17 protein-coding genes are annotated in these 17,687 nt (G+C 63.3%); 1 reads left to right on the forward strand and 16 read right to left on the reverse strand.

What is annotated here, in order from left to right; genetic code table 11:
• Positions 1-11 precede the first annotated feature (11 nt).
• The 6 genes from truB to rimP all read right to left on the reverse strand — a co-directional run bounded on the left by truB (position 12) and on the right by rimP (position 7,097).
• Entirely contained in the window at positions 12-989 is a 978-nt protein-coding gene (truB, locus tag EB815_RS00085; protein WP_056569931.1) for a tRNA pseudouridine(55) synthase TruB, read from the reverse strand.
• Positions 989-1,414 carry a 30S ribosome-binding factor RbfA gene (rbfA, locus tag EB815_RS00090; protein WP_056569929.1) on the reverse strand — a complete coding sequence of 142 codons (426 nt, stop codon included), beginning with the start codon at positions 1,412-1,414 and terminating at the stop codon, positions 989-991. Before rbfA ends, truB begins: the two co-directional genes overlap by 1 nt.
• Before the next feature lie 126 nt (positions 1,415-1,540).
• Complete coding sequence (gene infB / locus EB815_RS00095) at positions 1,541-4,123, reverse strand: translation initiation factor IF-2 (RefSeq protein WP_056569927.1); 2,583 nt, start codon at positions 4,121-4,123, stop codon at positions 1,541-1,543.
• The gene (locus EB815_RS00100; RefSeq protein WP_056570447.1) at positions 4,120-4,770 is read right to left on the reverse strand and encodes an RNA-binding protein; all 651 of its coding nucleotides are present in this window, start codon (positions 4,768-4,770) and stop codon (positions 4,120-4,122) included. Before EB815_RS00100 ends, infB begins: the two co-directional genes overlap by 4 nt.
• Positions 4,771-4,808: 38 nt before the next feature.
• Positions 4,809-6,404, reverse strand: a complete 1,596-nt coding sequence (nusA, locus tag EB815_RS00105; RefSeq protein WP_010913320.1) for a transcription termination factor NusA — start codon at positions 6,402-6,404, stop codon at positions 4,809-4,811.
• Positions 6,405-6,464: 60 nt separating this feature from the next.
• Positions 6,465-7,097, reverse strand: a complete 633-nt coding sequence (rimP, locus tag EB815_RS00110; protein WP_056569925.1) for a ribosome maturation factor RimP — start codon at positions 7,095-7,097, stop codon at positions 6,465-6,467.
• Positions 7,098-7,388: 291 nt separating this feature from the next.
• On the opposite strand from rimP, the gene EB815_RS00115 reads away from it, so the two are divergent.
• Complete coding sequence (locus EB815_RS00115; protein ID WP_081294923.1) at positions 7,389-7,553, forward strand: hypothetical protein; 165 nt, start codon at positions 7,389-7,391, stop codon at positions 7,551-7,553.
• A gap of 126 nt (positions 7,554-7,679) precedes the next feature.
• Here the strand turns inward: EB815_RS00115 and trmB are convergent, their stop codons facing one another.
• The 10 genes from trmB to EB815_RS00165 all read right to left on the reverse strand — a co-directional run bounded on the left by trmB (position 7,680) and on the right by EB815_RS00165 (position 17,681).
• A complete protein-coding gene (trmB, locus tag EB815_RS00120; protein ID WP_056569922.1) occupies positions 7,680-8,381 on the reverse strand; it encodes a tRNA (guanine(46)-N(7))-methyltransferase TrmB in 702 nt (233 codons plus the stop codon).
• A gap of 26 nt (positions 8,382-8,407) precedes the next feature.
• Positions 8,408-9,673: a methionine adenosyltransferase gene (gene metK, locus EB815_RS00125; RefSeq protein ID WP_056569917.1), complete on the reverse strand. Its 1,266-nt coding sequence runs from the start codon at positions 9,671-9,673 to the stop codon at positions 8,408-8,410.
• Between the two features lie 168 nt (positions 9,674-9,841).
• The gene (locus EB815_RS00130) at positions 9,842-10,261 is read right to left on the reverse strand and encodes a helix-turn-helix domain-containing protein (protein ID WP_056570445.1); all 420 of its coding nucleotides are present in this window, start codon (positions 10,259-10,261) and stop codon (positions 9,842-9,844) included.
• A gap of 138 nt (positions 10,262-10,399) precedes the next feature.
• The gene (lnt, locus tag EB815_RS00135) at positions 10,400-11,989 is read right to left on the reverse strand and encodes an apolipoprotein N-acyltransferase (RefSeq protein ID WP_056569912.1); all 1,590 of its coding nucleotides are present in this window, start codon (positions 11,987-11,989) and stop codon (positions 10,400-10,402) included.
• A gap of 197 nt (positions 11,990-12,186) precedes the next feature.
• Positions 12,187-12,657 (reverse strand): VOC family protein, encoded by a 471-nt coding sequence (locus EB815_RS00140; protein WP_065005399.1) that lies wholly within the window; start codon positions 12,655-12,657, stop codon positions 12,187-12,189.
• 16 nt (positions 12,658-12,673) lie between these two features.
• Positions 12,674-13,768 (reverse strand): hemolysin family protein, encoded by a 1,095-nt coding sequence (locus tag EB815_RS00145; protein ID WP_065005400.1) that lies wholly within the window; start codon positions 13,766-13,768, stop codon positions 12,674-12,676.
• A 27-nt stretch (positions 13,769-13,795) separates the two neighbouring features.
• Positions 13,796-14,302, reverse strand: coding sequence for an rRNA maturation RNase YbeY (gene ybeY / locus EB815_RS00150; RefSeq protein WP_056569906.1), 507 nt, complete (start codon positions 14,300-14,302; stop codon positions 13,796-13,798).
• A gap of 18 nt (positions 14,303-14,320) precedes the next feature.
• Positions 14,321-15,313, reverse strand: a complete 993-nt coding sequence (locus tag EB815_RS00155) for a PhoH family protein (protein ID WP_019863063.1) — start codon at positions 15,311-15,313, stop codon at positions 14,321-14,323.
• A gap of 83 nt (positions 15,314-15,396) precedes the next feature.
• Positions 15,397-16,767 carry a tRNA (N6-isopentenyl adenosine(37)-C2)-methylthiotransferase MiaB gene (gene miaB, locus EB815_RS00160; protein WP_244494039.1) on the reverse strand — a complete coding sequence of 457 codons (1,371 nt, stop codon included), beginning with the start codon at positions 16,765-16,767 and terminating at the stop codon, positions 15,397-15,399.
• Between the two features lie 113 nt (positions 16,768-16,880).
• Entirely contained in the window at positions 16,881-17,681 is an 801-nt protein-coding gene (locus tag EB815_RS00165; protein ID WP_056569903.1) for a lysophospholipid acyltransferase family protein, read from the reverse strand.
• Positions 17,682-17,687 lie beyond the last annotated feature (6 nt).

The following is a 17,687-nucleotide window of genomic DNA, read 5'->3' on the forward strand; positions in this document are numbered from 1 at the left end:
CCGGAATTGCGTCAGCCGGCAAAGACCCGCTTGGGCTTGAACATGCCCTGTTCGATCGCACCGATGGCGACCAGCTTGCCGCGCGCCGTCGCGCAGGCCTCCTCGGCTTCCACCGGCGCATCGCGGCCGCGAATGATGACCGGATTGCCGAGACGGATCTTGGTCGCCGCATCATCGCTGATGGCGATCTGCGGCAGGCAGTCGAGAGCCGCCGATGTGTCGACAAGAAGCGCATCGATGGCATCGAAGTCGACGGGGATTTCTATCGGCTCGGCGCCGTCGGCGGGCTCCGGTCTGTCCTCACCTTGTACTCCGAAGCGGGCCGCCTCTAGTTCGGCGATGGTGACGAAATCCTCTTGCGTGAACGGCTCGACCTCGACCCGGCGCAGGTCGGAAATATGGCCGAAGCAGCCGAGGTCGCGGCCCATGTCACGAGCCAGCGAGCGCACATAGGTGCCCTTGCCACATTCGACCTCGAAAACCGTGCGATCGGCGTGATGCTCGATGATCTCCAAACGACCGATCTCGATTTCGCGCGGGGGGATGTCAACCGTCTCGCCTTCCCGGGCAAGGTCATAGGCGCGTTCGCCTGATATCTTGATGGCCGAGAATTGCGGCGGCGTCTGCATGATGACGCCGGTGTATTTCGCCAGCAGCGCCCTGACCTCGGCTTCCGCCGGACGCACGTCGGAGCTCTTCGTCACCGGCCCTTCGAGATCGTCGGTGGAGCGCTCATCGCCCCAGGCGACGGTGAAACGATAGATCTTGGCGCCGTCCTGCACGTAAGGCACGGTCTTGGTGGCTTCGCCGAGCGCGATCGGCAGCATGCCGGAGGCCAGCGGATCGAGCGTGCCGGCATGGCCGGCCTTTTCCGCCTGGAACAGCCACTTGATCTTGGAGACAGCCTCGGTCGAGCCCATGCCGACCGGTTTGTCGAGCACCACCCAGCCGGAGACCGGCCGGCCCTTCTTCTTGCCGCGGCGCGCCATTATTTGCTGTCCTTGTCTTCGTCTTTGTCCTGGCCGTCCGCATCGAGATCGCGCGCCACTTCGGGCGACTTCAGCAGGTCGTTGATCCTGGCGAAATTGTCGAAGGAGGTATCCAGCCGGAAGCGGAACTCCGGCATGTATTTCATCTGCCGGAGCGCGCCGGAGACACGGCCACGGACGAATTTCGCATGCTTGTTGAGCGCCTCGATGACGGCGCCGGCATCCTTGGCGCCGAGCGGGGAAACAAAGGCGGTGGCGATCTTCAGATCGGGCGACATGCGCACTTCCGAGACAGAGACGACCGAATTTTCAATCAACGGGTCGAGGATCTCGCCGCGCTGCAGGGTTTCGGACAGGGCATGGCGCACCTGTTCGCCGACGCGCAGCATGCGCTGGGATGGGCCGGATGTGGTGGAACGGGGCATTTTTCTCAATCCTGAAAGCGTGAGGCGCGGGGTGGGACCGTGCCGCATGTCTCAAACGGGTCATTCTCAAAAGGCTTGGGGCGGCGGTCTTTCGACCACCACCCGATACCGACAAGTCACGCGAACTCAGAGTGTCCGGGTCACCATCTCGACACGGAAGCACTCGATGATGTCGCCGACGCGCATGTCCTCGTAGTTCTGGAAGGCCATGCCGCACTCCTGGCCGCCGGGAACTTCCGAAACCTCGTCCTTGAAGCGCTTCAGCGTCTTCAGCGTGCCTTCGTGGATGACGACGTTGTCGCGGATCAGGCGTACGCCCGCGCCACGCTCGACCTTGCCTTCGGTGACACGGCAGCCGGCGATCTTGCCGACCTTGGTGATGTCGAAGATCTCGAGGATCTCGGCATTGCCGATGAAGGTCTCGCGACGCTCCGGCGACAGCAGGCCCGACAGAGCCGCCTTCACATCATCCACGAGGTTGTAGATGATCGAGTAATAGCGGATCTCGATGCCCGCGGCCGCGGCCGCGGCGCGCGCCTGCACGTTGGCGCGAACGTTGAAGCCGATGATCGCGGCACCCGAAGTCTCCGCCAGCGAGACGTCGCTTTCGGTGATGGCGCCGGCGCCGGCATGGACGATGCGCGCACGCACCTCGTCGGTGCCGAGCTTGTCCAGCGCGGCGTTGATCGCCTCGATAGAACCCTGAACGTCGCCCTTGATGACCAGCGGGAATTCCTTCAGCCCGCTCGTCTGCAGTTGCGACATCATCTGTTCGAGCGAGCCACGCTGGCCGGCATGCCTGGCCACCGCCTTCTCGCGCGCCAGACGCTGGCGATACTCGGTGATCTCGCGGGCGCGGGCCTCGTTGTTGACGACCGCGAAGCGATCGCCAGCCTGTGGCGTGCCTTGAAGGCCGAGCACCTCGACCGGCATCGCCGGCGGCGCTTCCTTGATCTGCTCGCCGCGATCGTTGACCAGAGCGCGCACCCGACCCCATTCGTTGCCGGCGACGAGGATGTCGCCCGGCATCAAGGTTCCGGTCTGTACCAGCACGGTGGCGACGGGACCACGGCCCTTGTCAAGCTGCGCCTCGATGACGACGCCCTCGGCGGTACGGTCCGGATTGGCCTTCAGGTCGAGGATTTCGGCCTGCAGCAGGATCGCCTCGAGCAGCTTGTCGAGATTGGTGCCCTTGGTCGCCGACACTTCGACGTCCAGCACTTCACCGCCCATGGATTCGACGAAGACCTCATGGCGCAGCAGTTCCGAGCGCACCTTCTGCGGATCGGCGTCATGCTTGTCGATCTTGTTGATCGCCACGATGATCGGAACGCCGGCCGCCTTGGCATGGCTGATCGATTCGATCGTCTGCGGCATCACGCTGTCGTCGGCGGCCACCACCAGGATGGCAATGTCGGTGGCCTGGGCGCCGCGGGCACGCATCGCCGTGAAGGCGGCGTGGCCGGGCGTATCGATGAAGGTGATCTTCTGACCATTCTTCTCGACCTGATAGGCACCGATATGCTGGGTGATGCCGCCGGCCTCGCCGGAGACGACATTGGCATTGCGGATCGCATCGAGCAGCGACGTCTTGCCGTGGTCGACGTGGCCCATGATGGTCACCACCGGCGGACGCGACACGAGGTCTTCCGGACGATCGGCGATGTTGAACAGGCCTTCCTCGATGTCGGACTCGGCGACGCGGCGGACCGTGTGGCCGAATTCGGTGGCGACCAGCTCGGCCGTATCGGCGTCGATCACGTCGCCCGGCTTCAGGATCTGGCCCTGCTTCATGAAGAACTTGACCACATCGACCGCACGTTCGGACATGCGCTGCGCCAGTTCCTGGATGGTGATGGTCTCGGGCAGAATCACTTCGCGCATGACTTTCTCGCGCGGCTCATTGTGCATCGCGCGCTTGAACTTCTCCTGGCGTCGACGCATCGACGACAGCGAACGAGCCCGCGCATCCTCGTCGGAAAGCGCGGAATTCAGTGTCAGCTTGCCACGGCGACGATCTTCCTCGCCCTTGGTCGGCTTGGCCGGACGCGCCACTTCGGGCGTGACCAGGCGACGTACCGGCGCACCTGCGCCCGTCCGCTTCGGCTTGACCTCTTCCTCTTCGTCGACGGTTGCCAGTTCCGCGGCCTGCGGCGCGCGGCGGCGTGCCTCTTCCTCGGCGCGACGGCGCGATTCGGCCTCGGTCTGCAACCGTGCCTCTTCCTCGGCCTGGCGGCGCGCGGATTCCTCGCGTTCCCGCTTGCGGCGCTCTTCGTCCTCGGCGCGGCGCTTGGCTTCCTCGGCGGCGCGCTGACGGTCTTCGACCTCGCGGACCTTGGACCCTTCAAGCGCCCTGCGGCGGGCTTCCATTTCACTGCGCGACAATTCGTTCAGCACCATGCCGCTGCGCTCGACCGGAGCTGGCGGCGGAGGCGGAGGCGGCGCCTTGGGCGCTTCCTGCACGACAGGCGCTGCCGCGACCGGCGGCTTCGGCGTGAAGACAGGCACAGGGGCAGCGGCAACCGGCTCCGGCTTGTCGCCGGGCAGGGAGAACTTGCGCTTCTTGGTCTCGACCACGACCGACTTGGTACGGCCATGCGAGAAGTTCTGGCGCACGGTGCCCTGTTCCATGCCGGGGCGCTTCAGCGTCAAGGTCTTCTTCGGTGTAACACTCAACGTCTTGTCGTCGCCCGATTTCGTATCGCTCATTCCATATCCTCTGCGGGCTCATCTTCGTCAGCAACGGCCGCAAGCATTGCCAGATCGTCCGGGGTACCGCCCCGATATCGGTCGAGCGCAACCATGCGCTTCTGGACCGCCTTACCCGCGTCTCCCGCGAGGACGGCAGCATGTATCACATTTGTACCCCCCAATGCCAAGCTCAACTCGGCCTCGGAGAAAAGTTTGTAGGCAAGGGTGGAAGGGCCACCGAGATGGACAGTCGCCCGTCGCGCCTGGCTGATCTTGCGCACGCCATCGTCGGATGCCTCGGTCGCGTGGAGCACGAAAAGCGCCAGCCCGCCGCGCACGGCGCTCTCAACCTTGGTGGCGCCCAGCGCGATCGCGCCTGCCTTGCGGGCGAGACCCAACATGCCCAGCGCGGATCGGGAGAGCAGCCCGTCGACCATGCCGCCAAGATCCGGCGGCACAACCACCTGTGCCTTGAAGGCGCGGGCAAAAAGGTTCTTGGCCGCCGCCTTGTCAATATGTAGGCGGTCGGCGCTCACCCAGCAACCACGGCCGGGCAGATTTCTCTTGAGATCGGGAACGACGGCCGAATCCGGGCCGACGACGAACCGGATCAGTTCATCCGGTTCGGCCTGCTTGCGGGTGACGATGCAGGTGCGATCGTTCATCTCGTCCAAGGGCGGGTTCTGTGCGATGCGGTTTCACCTCACGCACCAACGGCTTCGTCAGCCGATGCTTCCTCGGCCGCAAGCTCGTCTTCGGAAATCCAGCCGGCCTTGAGACGGGCATTGAGCACCATCTGCTCGGCGTCGGCGCGCGAAACACCGTGATTGGCCAGCACGCCCGGATAGACCTTGGTCTCGCCGTCCTTGCGTTCCTTCCAACCGGTCAGGTCGTCGGCGGCATAGCCGGCGAAATCCTCGATCGTCTTCACGCCGTCCTCGCCGAGCGTCACCATCATGGCGGTGGTGATGCCGGGGATTTCGCGCAACTCGTCCTTGACGCCCAGCGCCTTGCGCTTCTCATCATGCTCGGCCTCGATCTTTTCGAGATATTCGCGAGCACGGGTCTGGATTTCGGAAGCGGTGTCGTCGTCGAAGCCATCGATCGAGGCGATCTCGCCGGCGTCGACATAGGCGACTTCCTCGACGCTGGTGAAGCCTTCGGAGGCCAGCACCTGGCCGACCATCTCGTCGACATCGAGGGCTTCCATGAACAGCGCCGAGCGCTCGACGAATTCCTTCTGGCGGCGCTCGGATTCCTCGGCCTCGGTCAGGATATCGATATCCCAGCCGGTGAGCTGCGAGGCGAGACGCACGTTCTGGCCGCGGCGGCCGATGGCCAGCGACAGCTGATCGTCGGGAACCACCACTTCGATGCGCTCGGCGTCCTCGTCGAGCACGACCTTGGCCACTTCCGCCGGCTGTAGCGCGTTGACGATGAAGGAGGCGGCCGAGGGCGACCACGGAATGATGTCGATCTTCTCGCCCTGCAGTTCGCCGACGACGGCCTGGACGCGGCTGCCGCGCATACCGACGCAGGCGCCGACCGGATCGATCGAGCTGTCACGCGAGATAACGGCGATCTTGGCGCGAGAGCCCGGGTCGCGGGCCACCGACTTGATCTCGATGATGCCGTCATAGATTTCCGGCACTTCCATGGTGAAGAGCTTGGCCATGAACTGCGGGTGCGTGCGTGACAGGAAGATCTGCGGGCCGCGCTGCTCGCGGCGCACATCGTAGACATAGGCGCGAACGCGGTCGCCATACTTGTAGTTTTCGCGCGGGATCAGCTCGTCACGGCGGATGATGGCTTCGCCACGGCCGAGATCGACGATGACATTGCCATACTCGACGCGCTTGACGGTGCCGTTGACGATCTCGCCGATGCGGTCCTTGTATTCGTCGTACTGACGGTCACGCTCGGCCTCGCGCACCTTCTGCACGATGACCTGCTTGGCCGACTGGGCGGCAATGCGGCCGAAATCCATTGGCGGCAGCTGTTCGGCGATGAAGTCGCCGAGCTGGGCGTCGGGATTGCGCTCGCGAGCCGAGGAAATGGCGATCTGCGTGGCATAGTCGTCGACCTTTTCGACCACTTCCATCAGCCGCTGCAGCTTCATCTCGCCGGTGTTCGGGTTGATGTCGGCGCGGATGTTGGTCTCCTGGCCATAACGCGAACGCGCCGCCTTCTGGATCGCATCGGCCATGGCGGCAATGACGATCGACTTGTCGATCGACTTTTCACGCGCGACCGCGTCGGCAATCTGCAGCAGTTCAAGTCTGTTGGCGCTTACAACCATCTTATTTCTCCCGAGCTTGTTGCCGAGCTTTTACGCCCCGCCGCTCAATCATAGTTCCTGTTAGATTTCGTCTTCCGCGCCGCCTTCAACACCCTCGGGTGCGTCATCAGGCTCACCGCGGCGTTTCTTGGCTTCCTTGCGTTCCCGGTTGTCCTTCGACAACGCCTCACGGATGAGGTCGTCGGTAAGGATCAGCCGCACATCGGCGATCGCGTCATAGGGAACACGCACCGTCGGCTCCTCGCCATAGGCTGCCTTGTCGCGCTCGATCAGCACATCGTTCTCGCCGGCCTCGGCGATCTTGCCCTTGAAGCGCTTGCGATCCGCGACGATGACCGACGTTTCCATCTTCACCAGATGACCGGTCCAGGTGACGAAATCCGATTTGCGCACCAACGGCCGGTCGATACCAGGCGAAGAGACTTCGAGATGATACGCCTTTTCGATCGGATCATCGACATCGAGCGCCGGCGACACCGCGCGGCTGACCTCTTCGCAATCCTCGACAGTCATGGTGCCGTCCTCGCGCTCGGCCATGATCTGTAGCGTCAGCCCGTTCTGGCCGGACAGATGCACGCGCACGAGGCGAAAGCCGATGCCGCGCAGCACCGGTTGGACGATCAGCGCAATGCGCGCATCGATGCCGCTTTCGCGGATGATGCGGTCGTCACTTTCGCTTGCCGTTGCAGTCATCAATTACCTGTCGTTCGTTTCGAACCTATCGGCAGGTAATAAAAAAGAGCGGGACCGGGTGGACCCACTCTTCGTCATACCGACCAAGAATTTGAGCCTGATATAAACGAACACTGCTCGTATTTCAAGCCCGCCGTGGCAAACCGACGAGGTGTCACGCCGCCGCGCCAGCGTTGCGTCAGACGCATGGCCTCCATGCAGCCGCGCCTCTGTGAGCTTTGATGCCGCATCCCCATCTGTACGGCATCACAAAAATTCAAAGGGATTTCGCAGACGCGAAAGGGCACGACCATGAGCAACCGTAAGATTTTTTCCGCCATAGGCGATCTGTTCACGACATTCGGCAGCGCGGTGGCCGCGTCGCGCGCAGTGGAAGCCGGGCGCAAGCCGCGCGCTGATGATCTGCGCCAGCTTGGCATGGATCCGGCTGTCTTCAACCGCATCGGTCGTTTCTGAAAATCCGGCGGGAGGCGCCGTAGAGAAGTTCACCGCTTTGCGAAAACGGTGAACTTCTCTAGTTTTGTTTGACGCAATTCCAGACGGAAAGCCGTTATGCACTTTCCTGGAATTGCTCGAAGGCGCCTAAATCCGGATAAAGGTCAGATAGGCCGGCGGCCGGCCCTCGCGAATGGCCTTCGCTTCGTAACGGGTGCCCGGCCAACCATCGTAAGGGCGATGCCAATCCGCCGCTTCCGCTGCCTGCCATGCGAAGGCGCCGTGCGCCCGGCAGTGGAGCAAGGTCCAGTTGACATACGTATCGATGTCTGACGCGAAGCGGAACTTTGAACCCGGCTTCAGCACGCGGGCGAAACGGTCAAGATTGACCGGGCTGACGAAACGCCGCTTCCAATGCTTCTTCTTCGGCCAGGGATCGGGATAGAGAAGGTCTATGCCGTCGAGCGAGGCCGGGGGCAACCAGTCGAGCAGCCGGGTGGCATCGTCGTCGTAAACCCTGAGATTGGCCAGCGGCCTCGCCCGCACCGCCATCATCATCTTGGCCATGCCATTGACGAAGGGCTCCACACCGATGAAGCCGACCGTCGGCGTCTCGATTGCGCGATGCAGAAGATGCTCGCCGCCGCCAAAGCCGATTTCGAGCCGAACCGCCGAAATGTCAGCCTCAAACAGAGTGCGCAGATCCGATGGCGCCTCAGCCGTCAGATCGAGCCGGTAGGCGCCAAGCCCGCTTTCCAGGGCCGCCGCCTGCTGCGGGCGAACGGGCTTGCCGCGTCGACGACCGAAGAAGGCTTCGGTCGCTCGGCTTGGCCTGTCTTCAGGGCTCATCTGGCTGGCGCGGGGTCTGTCGCGGCTCAGGCCGCGACAGCATCCTTGAGCGCCTTGGCGAGATCGGTCTTCTCCCAGGAGAAAGACCCGTCTCGGCCGGCCTTGCGGCCGAAATGACCGTAGGACGACGTCTTGGCGTAGATCGGCTTGTTGAGGTCGAGATGCCGGCGGATGCCGGACGGCGACAGGTCCATCACGCTGCGCAGCGCGTCCTCGAGCTTTGCCTCGTCGACCTTGCCGGTGCCGTGCAGGTCGACATAGACCGACAGTGGCTGGGCGACGCCGATGGCGTAGGAGAGCTGGATGGTGCAACGGTCGGCAAGCTTCGCCGCCACGACATTCTTGGCCAGGTAGCGCGCCGCATAGGCAGCGGATCGGTCGACCTTGGTGGTATCCTTGCCGGAGAACGCGCCGCCGCCGTGCGGTGCCGCGCCACCATAGGTGTCGACGATGATCTTGCGGCCGGTGAGGCCGGCATCGCCGTCCGGGCCGCCGATGACAAACTTGCCGGTCGGGTTGATGTACCACATGCAATCGTCGGCAATCTTGAGATCACCAAGCGCCTCGCGGATATAGGGTTCGACGACCTTGCGGACTTTCTTGGAATCCCAGGTCGCATCGAGATGCTGGGTCGACAGCACGATCTGCGTTGCCTCGGCGGCCTTGCCGTCGATGTAGCGGACGGTGACCTGGCTCTTGGCGTCGGGTCCGAGCTTGCCAGCCTCGCCGTTGTTTTCGTGACGGGCGGCGGCCAGCAGTTCGAGGATCTTGTGGCTGTAGTAGATCGGCGCCGGCATCAGGTCCGGCGTCTCGCGGCAGGCATAGCCGAACATGATGCCCTGGTCGCCGGCACCTTCCTCGCCCTGGCGGTCGGCGGCGTTGTCGACGCCCTGGCCGATGTCTGGCGACTGGCCGTGCAGGAGAACCTCGATCTTGGCTGTCTTCCAGTGGAAGCCGGCCTGCTCGTAGCCGATCTCGCGGATCGCCTTGCGGGCGACGGATTTGAACTTCGCCGGATTCACGACCGGGTGGCCCGCCGCGTCCTTGAGGATATTGCCGGCCTTGTCCTTCTTCAACAGCGTCTCGGGGACGCGCACTTCGCCGGCGATGACGACACGGTTGGTAGTCGCCAGCGTCTCGCAGGCGACACGCACTTTCCATGGGTCCATGCCGGTCTTCTTGGCTTCACGGTAAACCAGATCGACAATCTCGTCGGAGATCCGGTCACAGACCTTGTCGGGATGGCCCTCGGCAACGGACTCCGAGGTAAAGAAGTAATTCTGCCGCGTCACGGGTGTCCCCTCTTGAAAAACGATCGGCAGGCTGCCGATTTTGGCGCGCCACGTGTTAGCGGGGCAAAGCGCCGCTCGTCAAGCGTTGCCGCCATTCTGGCATGACTGTCGATGTCAATATCTTGTGCCACCGGCGGCGGATGCCGCCGGTTCGAGTCGCGTTGAGCGTCAGTCGAGGTCGTCCGCGGCGAGCGACTTCACCAGATCGATGATCCTGCGGCGTACCTTGACGTCGGCGATCTTGACAAAGGCCCGGTTGAGCTGGAGGCCTTCGGGGCTGCCGCAGAATTCCACGGCGAAAGCCATCGACGCATCCTCGGCAAAGCCACGACTGGCCGCGGGCTCCTGGCCCGGCGCGTCCTCGAAAAAGAAGGCGACGGGCACGCCGAGTATGGAGGCAATTGCCTGCAGGCGACTGGCGCCGACGCGGTTGGTGCCCTTTTCATATTTCTGGATCTGTTGAAATGTGATGCCGAGATTCTCGCCCAGCTTTTCCTGGCTCATTCCGAGCATGTTGCGCCGAAGCCGGACGCGACTTCCAACGTGGATGTCGATGGGATTGGGTTTTTTCTTGTTTTCTTCTGTCATTTTTTCCTCGCCGAATTTTTTCGGCTTTGTGATTTTTTTCCGCCCAAACAAAGCCGGGGACGACTGCCCCAACAGAACGATCCACCAGCTTCGAGAAATTTTCAGGCGATACAGTATGAGTTTCTAATGTGTCGACTGTCAATTCACCCGTAGCCTTTGCCTTACGTTCAACAGCGCCCCCACCACCGCAAACAGCAACATGATCAGCATTCCGTTAATGCGCCGCTGGCCCGAGGAAACGACCGTCTGTCCGGAAATCGGCACCTTCACATCGATGGCGCCACGCGCGTCGATCGCCAGCGCATCGACGATGCGTCCGTATGGATCGACGACCGCCGAAATGCCGTTATTGGCAGCACGCAGCAAGGGCAATCCGTTCTCCACCGCGCGAATCTGGGCCTGTCTGAAATGCTGATACGGGCCTGGCGTGTCCCCAAACCAGGCATCATTGGTAACGTTCACAATAAGCTGCGCTGACGTAGCGTCAACTGCCACAAGATCCGGAAAGATCACCTCATAACAAATAAATGGCAGGGCTCGGATGCCACCGGGCAGCGTGATGGCGTGCCGCTCGTTGCCGGCCGCGAACGTCACCGGCCCAGCAACAAGCTGTGCGATGCCGAACCGGTTGAGCAGGTCGGCGAAAGGCAGGTATTCGCCGAACGGCACCAGATGGACTTTATCAACGGCATCGGTGATTTCGCCCTTGTCGTCGATCGCCACCACGGAATTGTAATACCGGCTGTCGGTGGCCGCGGAGCCGCCTTCCTCGCGGACGACGCCGGCGATCAGCATCTGGCCATCGGCCAGCATGTCGCCCAGCGCCGTCAACGCATCCGGACGCTCGGTGAACAGGAATGGCACCGAGGTTTCCGGCCAGAGAATGAGTTGTGGCTTGCCGTGACCAGGGTCCGGCGCCTTGGCGGACAGGCCCAGCAAGGTGGCGAAGATGCGGTCGCGCACCGAGGCGTCCCATTTTTCACTGAGGTCGACGGCAGGCTGGACGATGCGCACATCAAGGCTGCGCTGCGCCGGCTTTTCAGGAGCGGCAAGCCTGATATAGCCGAACCCGACATGGGCGGCGGCAAGCAGCACGAACAGCGCCGCGCCCAGGCGAAGATGCCGGCGCGCCGCCAGCAGCGCGGGCAGCGAAAAAAGGAACACCGCAAGCGCATTCATACCGATCATGCCGGTCACCGAGACGCTCTGCATCAAGAGAGGCACGGGCATTGCCGCGTAACCGATCGCATTCCAGGGAAAACCGGTGAACAGGAAGCCGCGCAGCCACTCCGTCAGCCCGAAGCCGAAGGCCAGGGCGGCAATGCGGCCGATATCGCTGCTCCACAGCAGCCGGGCAACCATCGTTGCGAAGCCATAGAAAAAGGCGAGCGCGAAGGGAATACCGACCACGGCGAAGGGAAGCGCCCAGGCAAAATCATCAGCCTCGACCAGCAACGCCGAGCCGATCCACCAGAGACCGGCGAGGAAATAGCCGAAACCGAACCACCAGCCGACGGAAAAGGCCGGCCGCAGGCGCCGAAACAGGCTGCCGGAGGCGTCGCCGGTCGCGCCGTCAAGCAGCCAGACCAGCACTGGAAACGAGATGAAGCAGGCTGCGAAGAAATCATAGGGCGCCTGCCCAAGCACCGTCAGCGCTCCGGCAAGAAAGGCCACGAGCGCCCGCCGCCAACCCCAAAGCAGAATTATCCGGCCGGCAAGGCGCTCCATGCATACTTCCGAGTCGCGCGAATCAGGACGCAAGATTTATCAGGCCGCGGCCTGTGCTCCAAACGGCCGATCAGCCGGGATGCCTCGACCGCCGCTCAAAAGCGCGTCGCGTCGAAACGGATTCATGCGACGCGCTTCAGGTCTTTATTTTTATGCATCTCGTTCCCCGAAGCCGAGGTCACTTCTGGCGACGCCCATTAACGGTGCCAGCCGTCGATGCGCAGGCCACTCAACCGCTCGGCTTCTTCGCGGGAAACGGAACGGATGGGCTGGGTGAAGGTCCAGACATGACCCTCGGGATCGCGGGCCCGATACTGGCGTTCGCCGTAGAATTGATCCGTCGGCTCCTGGATTATTTCGGCGCCGCTCGCCCGCGCCTGCTCGCAATGCGCATCCAGCCCGCCCACGAGCCTGACATAGACCGACTGCGTGTTCTTGCCCGACACCGAAGCAGGACTCGCGACATAATCGCTCCATTCTGAATCGACGATGATGTAGCAATCGCCGAACCGCATCTCGGAGTGGACGAGCTTTCCCGCGGCATCGGTCACCACCATGCTGGGCTCGAAGCCGAAAGCCGCTTCTAGCCAAGCCAGCGCTGCGCGAGGATCCCTGTAGAAGACGCCGGACCCCAGACTTGCGTGCCTGAACGGGTCGTCGATCGTCATCTAGAAGCCGAACCGTTCAGGCTTGTTCGGTGCGCGCCGTGGCCCGCCGGCGGCGCTCGCCCTTCTGGCTCTGCACGATGCGCACGCGCTTGACGCGGCGCGGATCTGCATCGAGCACATGGAACTCGAAGCCCGGAATGGCCTGTACCACCTCGCCACGCGTCGGCACGCGTCCGAGCGTGTTGAAGATCATGCCGCCAATGGTATCGACATACTCGCCGTGCTCGCCGGCGGCGAAGTCCTCGCCGATCATCTTGGCGACGTCGTCGATCTCGGCCTTGCCGTCGACGATGAACACGCCGTCACCGGCCTGGGTGATCATCGGCTCGTCATCGTCATGCTCGTCCTCGATATCGCCGACGACCATCTCGACAATGTCCTCGAGCGATACAAGTCCGTCGGTGCCGCCATATTCATCGATGACCAGCGCCATCTGCGTGCGCGTCGTCTGCATGCGGCCCATCAGGTCGGAAGCAAGCATCGATGGCGGCACGAACAGAACCTGGCGGATCAGGTTGAGCTCGCCGATGGTGCGTGCAAGGTCGACCTGGGCGAGATCGAGCTGCGTGGCGGCAGGCGTCTTCCTGGTCGTACGCCCCTTCTTGACGCGCGCGAGCTTGGTGATGTGGGCCAGCACGTCGCGGATATGGACCATGCCGCGCGGGTCGTCGAGCGTCTCGGAATAGACCGGCATACGGGAATGGCCGGACTGCTCGAAGGTGCCCAAGAGGTCGCCGAGCGTCGTGGCGATCTCGACCGCCTCGATGTCGGCGCGCGGCACCATGACGTCCTCGACGCGCACCTCGCGCAGGCGCAGGATGTTGTTGAGCATGGCGCGCTCGCCGGGCGAAAAGGATTCGGCGTCGCTCGCCGTCTCGGCCAGCGCGCCGGCGATTTCCTCACGCAGGCTGGTGCCGTTGCGTTGCCTGAACAGGCCCAGAACGCGGTCGAACAGGGAGGGGCCGGCAGACGAAGACTCGCTGGCAACGCTGCCGGTGTTGGCAACACCAGTGGTAACGGTACTCGGACTTGACCCCTCTTCCGACGTATCGGAAGCCTTGGTCGCACTGCCAGCGTCGGGGCGGGCGGCAGTCTCTGGTTTGTCGTTCATCGTCGTCCGGTCAATTGTCAGATGTAGTTACGCGTAGGGATCGGGAATGGCAAGCCTTGCGAGCGCCACGCGTTCGATGGCTTCCATCTCCTCGGCCTCAGCGTCGGTCTCGTGATCATAGCCCAGCAAATGCAGCAGGCCGTGGATGACGAGATGGGTGATATGGTTCTCCAGGGGCTTGTCTTCCAGTGCCGCCTCGCGCGCCACTGTCTCGGCGGCAAGCACGATATCGCCCAACATCGGCGGCAGAGGGCCACCGGGCACGGGCGGGAAGGCCGGGAAAGACAGGACGTTGGTGGGTTTGTCCTTGCCGCGCCAGCCGGCATTGAGCGTGCGGATATGGGCGTCGTCGGAAAAAACGATGCTGAGCTCGGAACGACCGGCCACGCCGGTCTCGGCGAAAGCAGCGTCAACCGCTCGATCGACCAGCCGCGTCAGGCTTGCCTCATCGGGCCAGTCGCCCGCTTCGACCGCTATATCGATGTCGACGGGCACCGAAGGACCCCCGTCGCCGGATAAATTGTCCTCAGGCATGAGGCCGCATCGCTGAAATCAATTCTCCGCGCCCAGGCCGCGCGCCAGCTTGGCATCGCGGTCATAGGCCCTGACGATCTCCGCCACCAGCGGATGGCGAACGACGTCGACATCGTTGAAGCGCACGGTTACCGCGCCGGCCACACCGTCGAGGACACGCAAGGCCTCGACCAGGCCCGATTTGGTGCTTGGAGGAAGGTCGATCTGGGTCGGATCGCCGGTGACAATCATGCGCGAATTCTCGCCAAGACGCGTCAGGAACATCTTCATCTGCATCGGCGTGGTGTTCTGCGCCTCGTCAAGGATAACAGCGGCATGCGCCAACGTGCGGCCGCGCATGAAGGCGAGCGGCGCGATTTCGATGACTTCGGCGGCAATGGCGCGCTCGACCTTGTCGGCCGGCATCATGTCGTAGAGCGCATCGTAGAGCGGCCTCAGATAGGGATCGACCTTCTCCTTCATGTCGCCGGGCAGGAAGCCCAGCCGCTCGCCGGCCTCGACGGCCGGCCGCGACAGAATGATGCGCTCGACCATGCCGCGCTCGAGCAGCATCGCCGCATGCGCCACCGCCAGATAGGTCTTGCCGGTGCCGGCCGGACCGATGCCGAACACCAGTTCCGAGCGCTCGAGCGCCCGCATATAGGCGTCCTGGTTCAACGAGCGGGCATAGATGGTCTTCTTGCGGGTGGCGATCTGGGCGGCGGAGACCTTGCCCTTGCGCTCCAGCGTCGGCAGCGTCAGCTGATCGTCGGCGGCGACCGCCATGCGCACGGCACCGTCGACATCGGACTGGCCGATATCGACGCCTTTCTGCAGAATCCCGTAGAGATTGTCCAAGGCGCGGCGCGCCTGCTCGGCGGCCGAAGCGGACCCCTTGATGGTCAGCTGGTTGCCGCGCGAGCGGATATCGACGCCGAGCTTCTGCTCGAGCCGGGCGAGGTTCTCGTCGAACTGACCGTAAAGGGCGCTGGCAAGCTTGTTGTTGTCGAAAGTCAGAACGATGTGCGCCATGTCAGAAGCCCCAGATGCCGGTACCGGGGGCAGGTTCTTCAGCTCTGCTGCGCTCAACCGTCTCTCCTCATCTGCCGAGACCATCAGGCCAATTCGGCGAACAGGCTGTTGTAGCCCGTCTTCGTGATTCGCACCTGGATAATGTCACCGATTTCGCCGGCCTTTTCATCAACAATAACGGGCTGCAGCCAAGGCGAGCGGCCGACCTTCTGACCAGCCTGGCGGCCGGGCTTCTCGATCAGCGTGTCGATGGTGGTGCCGACAAGGCTCAAGCCGAAATCCTGCTGTTGTTTGAGGAGCAGTGCCTGCAGGCGCTGCAGGCGCTCGTCCTTGATCGTTTCGGGCACATGATCAGGCATGTCGGCGCCCGGCGTACCCGGGCGCGGCGAATATTTGAACGAGAAGGCCGAAGCGTAGTTCACCTGGCGCACCAGTTCCATCGTCGCTTCGAAATCAGCTTCCGTCTCGCCGGGGAAGCCGACGATGAAGTCACCGGACAACGCGATATCGGGACGCCCGGCGCGGATGCGATCGAGCAACGCCAGATAGTCCCTGGCCGTATGCCTGCGATTCATCGATTTCAGGATGCGGTCGGAGCCCGATTGCACCGGCAGATGCAGATAAGGCATCAGCGACGGCAGGTCGCGGTGGGCCGCGATCAGTTCGTCGTCCATGTCGCGCGGATGGCTGGTGGTGTAGCGCAGCCGGGCCAGGCCCGGAATTTCAGCCAGCCGGAACAGCAGCCGGCCAAGGCCCCACTCCTCGCCGTTCTCGCCCTGGCCGTGCCAGGCATTGACGTTCTGGCCAAGCAGCGTCACCTCGCGCACGCCGGCTTCGGCCAGGCGCTCGGCTTCAGCGACGATCTGCACCACCGGCCGCGAGACTTCCGAGCCCCTGGTATAGGGCACGACGCAGAAGGTGCAGAACTTGTCGCAGCCTTCCTGCACGGTGAGGAAGGCGGTGACGCCGCGCTTGATCACCTCGGCGCGCTTGGGCTGCGGCAAGTGCTCGAATTTGTCCTCGATGGCGTAGTCGGTCTCGACGATCTTTTCGCCGCCGCGCACTCTTGCCAGCACATCGGGCAGGCGGTGATAGGTCTGCGGCCCGATTACCAGGTCGACGGCCGGCGAACGCCTGATGATTTCCGCACCCTCGGCCTGCGCCACGCAGCCGGCGACGCCGATCAGCAGTTCGCGACCGGCAATGGCGCGCTCCGCCTTCATGTCGCGGATGCGGCCGAGTTCGGAATAGACCTTTTCGGCCGCCTTCTCCCTGATATGGCAGGTGTTGAGCAGCACCAGGTCGGCCTCACCGATGGCGTCGGTCGCGGTATAGCCGTCAGCGGCCAGCGCGTCGGTCATGCGCTGGGAGTCATAGACGTTCATCTGGCAGCCATAGGTCTTGATGAAGACCTTCTTCGTTGCCATGGCGCGAGATGCCGGCTGTCCGGCCATGGTGCCGATGTCGTCGCTTTCAATCGTGTTCAAGTCCATCCGGCGGCTTCTAACGCCTTTCCGTGACAAAAAACAGACGATTCTCGGCGTGCGCCCCCAAGGCGCATGTCGGGCTAGCGGCTCGGGCGCGGATCGGCGAGTGCCGCCTGCATCATCCCGCGCACCTGGCCTTCCATCAGCTTCGACGTTTCCTTGCGGTTCGAACCCTTCGCAAAGGCGATCGGTTCGCCGAAATGCACTTCGACGTCGAGCGCGCCTTCCGCCATCAGCACCTTGAGATGCGGCATCAGATCCTCATCGCCGATCCAGGCCGCGATCGGCCGGTGCCGCCGGCCGAGCGGCACGCCATGCAGGCGCGTATAGGTGATCGCCACCGGCTGGATAAACACCTGCTCGGCCGCACCCTCCGAAATCGCCATCGAGGCGGCGCCGAACAGCGTGCTCTTGAACGGCAGGATGACGTTGCCGTCACCGGTCGACCCCTCGGCGAACAGCACCATGGCGTCGCCCTTGGCCATGCGGCTGGCGATCTCGCTTGCCTGGTCGCCGGACGAACGCTTGCGCTCGCGCTCGATGAAGACGGTGCGCTGCAGCTTGGACAGCATGCCGATCAGCGGCCAGCCTTCCATATCGGCCCTGGCGATGAACTTCACATCGGCAAAAGAGCCCAGCACCATGATGTCGGTCCAGGAGATGTGGTTCGAGGCAACCAGCAACGGGCGCTTGGCCGACAGGGCCCCCTTGACATGGACGCGCATGCCGAGCGCCCTGAGGACAAGCCTGTGCCAGATCTTGAGGATGAAGGTTTCCGGCCACCAGCCGGTCTTCATCGACAGGATCTGCAGCGGCACCAGGACCAGCGAACCAGCAACGACTAGGCCCAGGGCCAGGAAAATCCTGATTTTTCCGATCATGCTGTC

Source organism: Mesorhizobium loti (assembly GCF_013170705.1).
Lineage (GTDB): Bacteria > Pseudomonadota > Alphaproteobacteria > Rhizobiales > Rhizobiaceae > Mesorhizobium > Mesorhizobium loti_D.

Coding starts and splice junctions, on each gene's coding strand:
- EB815_RS00115 (WP_081294923.1), top strand. CDS start 7,389: ATGAGCAACCGTAAGATTTTTTCCGCCATAGGCGATCTGTTCACGACA.
- rimP (WP_056569925.1), bottom strand. CDS start 7,097: ATGACTGCAACGGCAAGCGAAAGTGACGACCGCATCATCCGCGAAAGC.
- EB815_RS00145 (WP_065005400.1), bottom strand. CDS start 13,768: ATGAACGACAAACCAGAGACTGCCGCCCGCCCCGACGCTGGCAGTGCG.
- miaB (WP_244494039.1), bottom strand. CDS start 16,767: ATGGCCGGACAGCCGGCATCTCGCGCCATGGCAACGAAGAAGGTCTTC.
- EB815_RS00100 (WP_056570447.1), bottom strand. CDS start 4,770: ATGAACGATCGCACCTGCATCGTCACCCGCAAGCAGGCCGAACCGGAT.
- EB815_RS00155 (WP_019863063.1), bottom strand. CDS start 15,313: ATGGCGCACATCGTTCTGACTTTCGACAACAACAAGCTTGCCAGCGCC.
- nusA (WP_010913320.1), bottom strand. CDS start 6,404: ATGGTTGTAAGCGCCAACAGACTTGAACTGCTGCAGATTGCCGACGCG.
- infB (WP_056569927.1), bottom strand. CDS start 4,123: ATGAGCGATACGAAATCGGGCGACGACAAGACGTTGAGTGTTACACCG.
- lnt (WP_056569912.1), bottom strand. CDS start 11,989: ATGGAGCGCCTTGCCGGCCGGATAATTCTGCTTTGGGGTTGGCGGCGG.
- ybeY (WP_056569906.1), bottom strand. CDS start 14,302: ATGCCTGAGGACAATTTATCCGGCGACGGGGGTCCTTCGGTGCCCGTC.
- EB815_RS00130 (WP_056570445.1), bottom strand. CDS start 10,261: ATGACAGAAGAAAACAAGAAAAAACCCAATCCCATCGACATCCACGTT.
- truB (WP_056569931.1), bottom strand. CDS start 989: ATGGCGCGCCGCGGCAAGAAGAAGGGCCGGCCGGTCTCCGGCTGGGTG.
- EB815_RS00140 (WP_065005399.1), bottom strand. CDS start 12,657: ATGACGATCGACGACCCGTTCAGGCACGCAAGTCTGGGGTCCGGCGTC.
- rbfA (WP_056569929.1), bottom strand. CDS start 1,414: ATGCCCCGTTCCACCACATCCGGCCCATCCCAGCGCATGCTGCGCGTC.
- EB815_RS00165 (WP_056569903.1), bottom strand. CDS start 17,681: ATGATCGGAAAAATCAGGATTTTCCTGGCCCTGGGCCTAGTCGTTGCT.
- trmB (WP_056569922.1), bottom strand. CDS start 8,381: ATGAGCCCTGAAGACAGGCCAAGCCGAGCGACCGAAGCCTTCTTCGGT.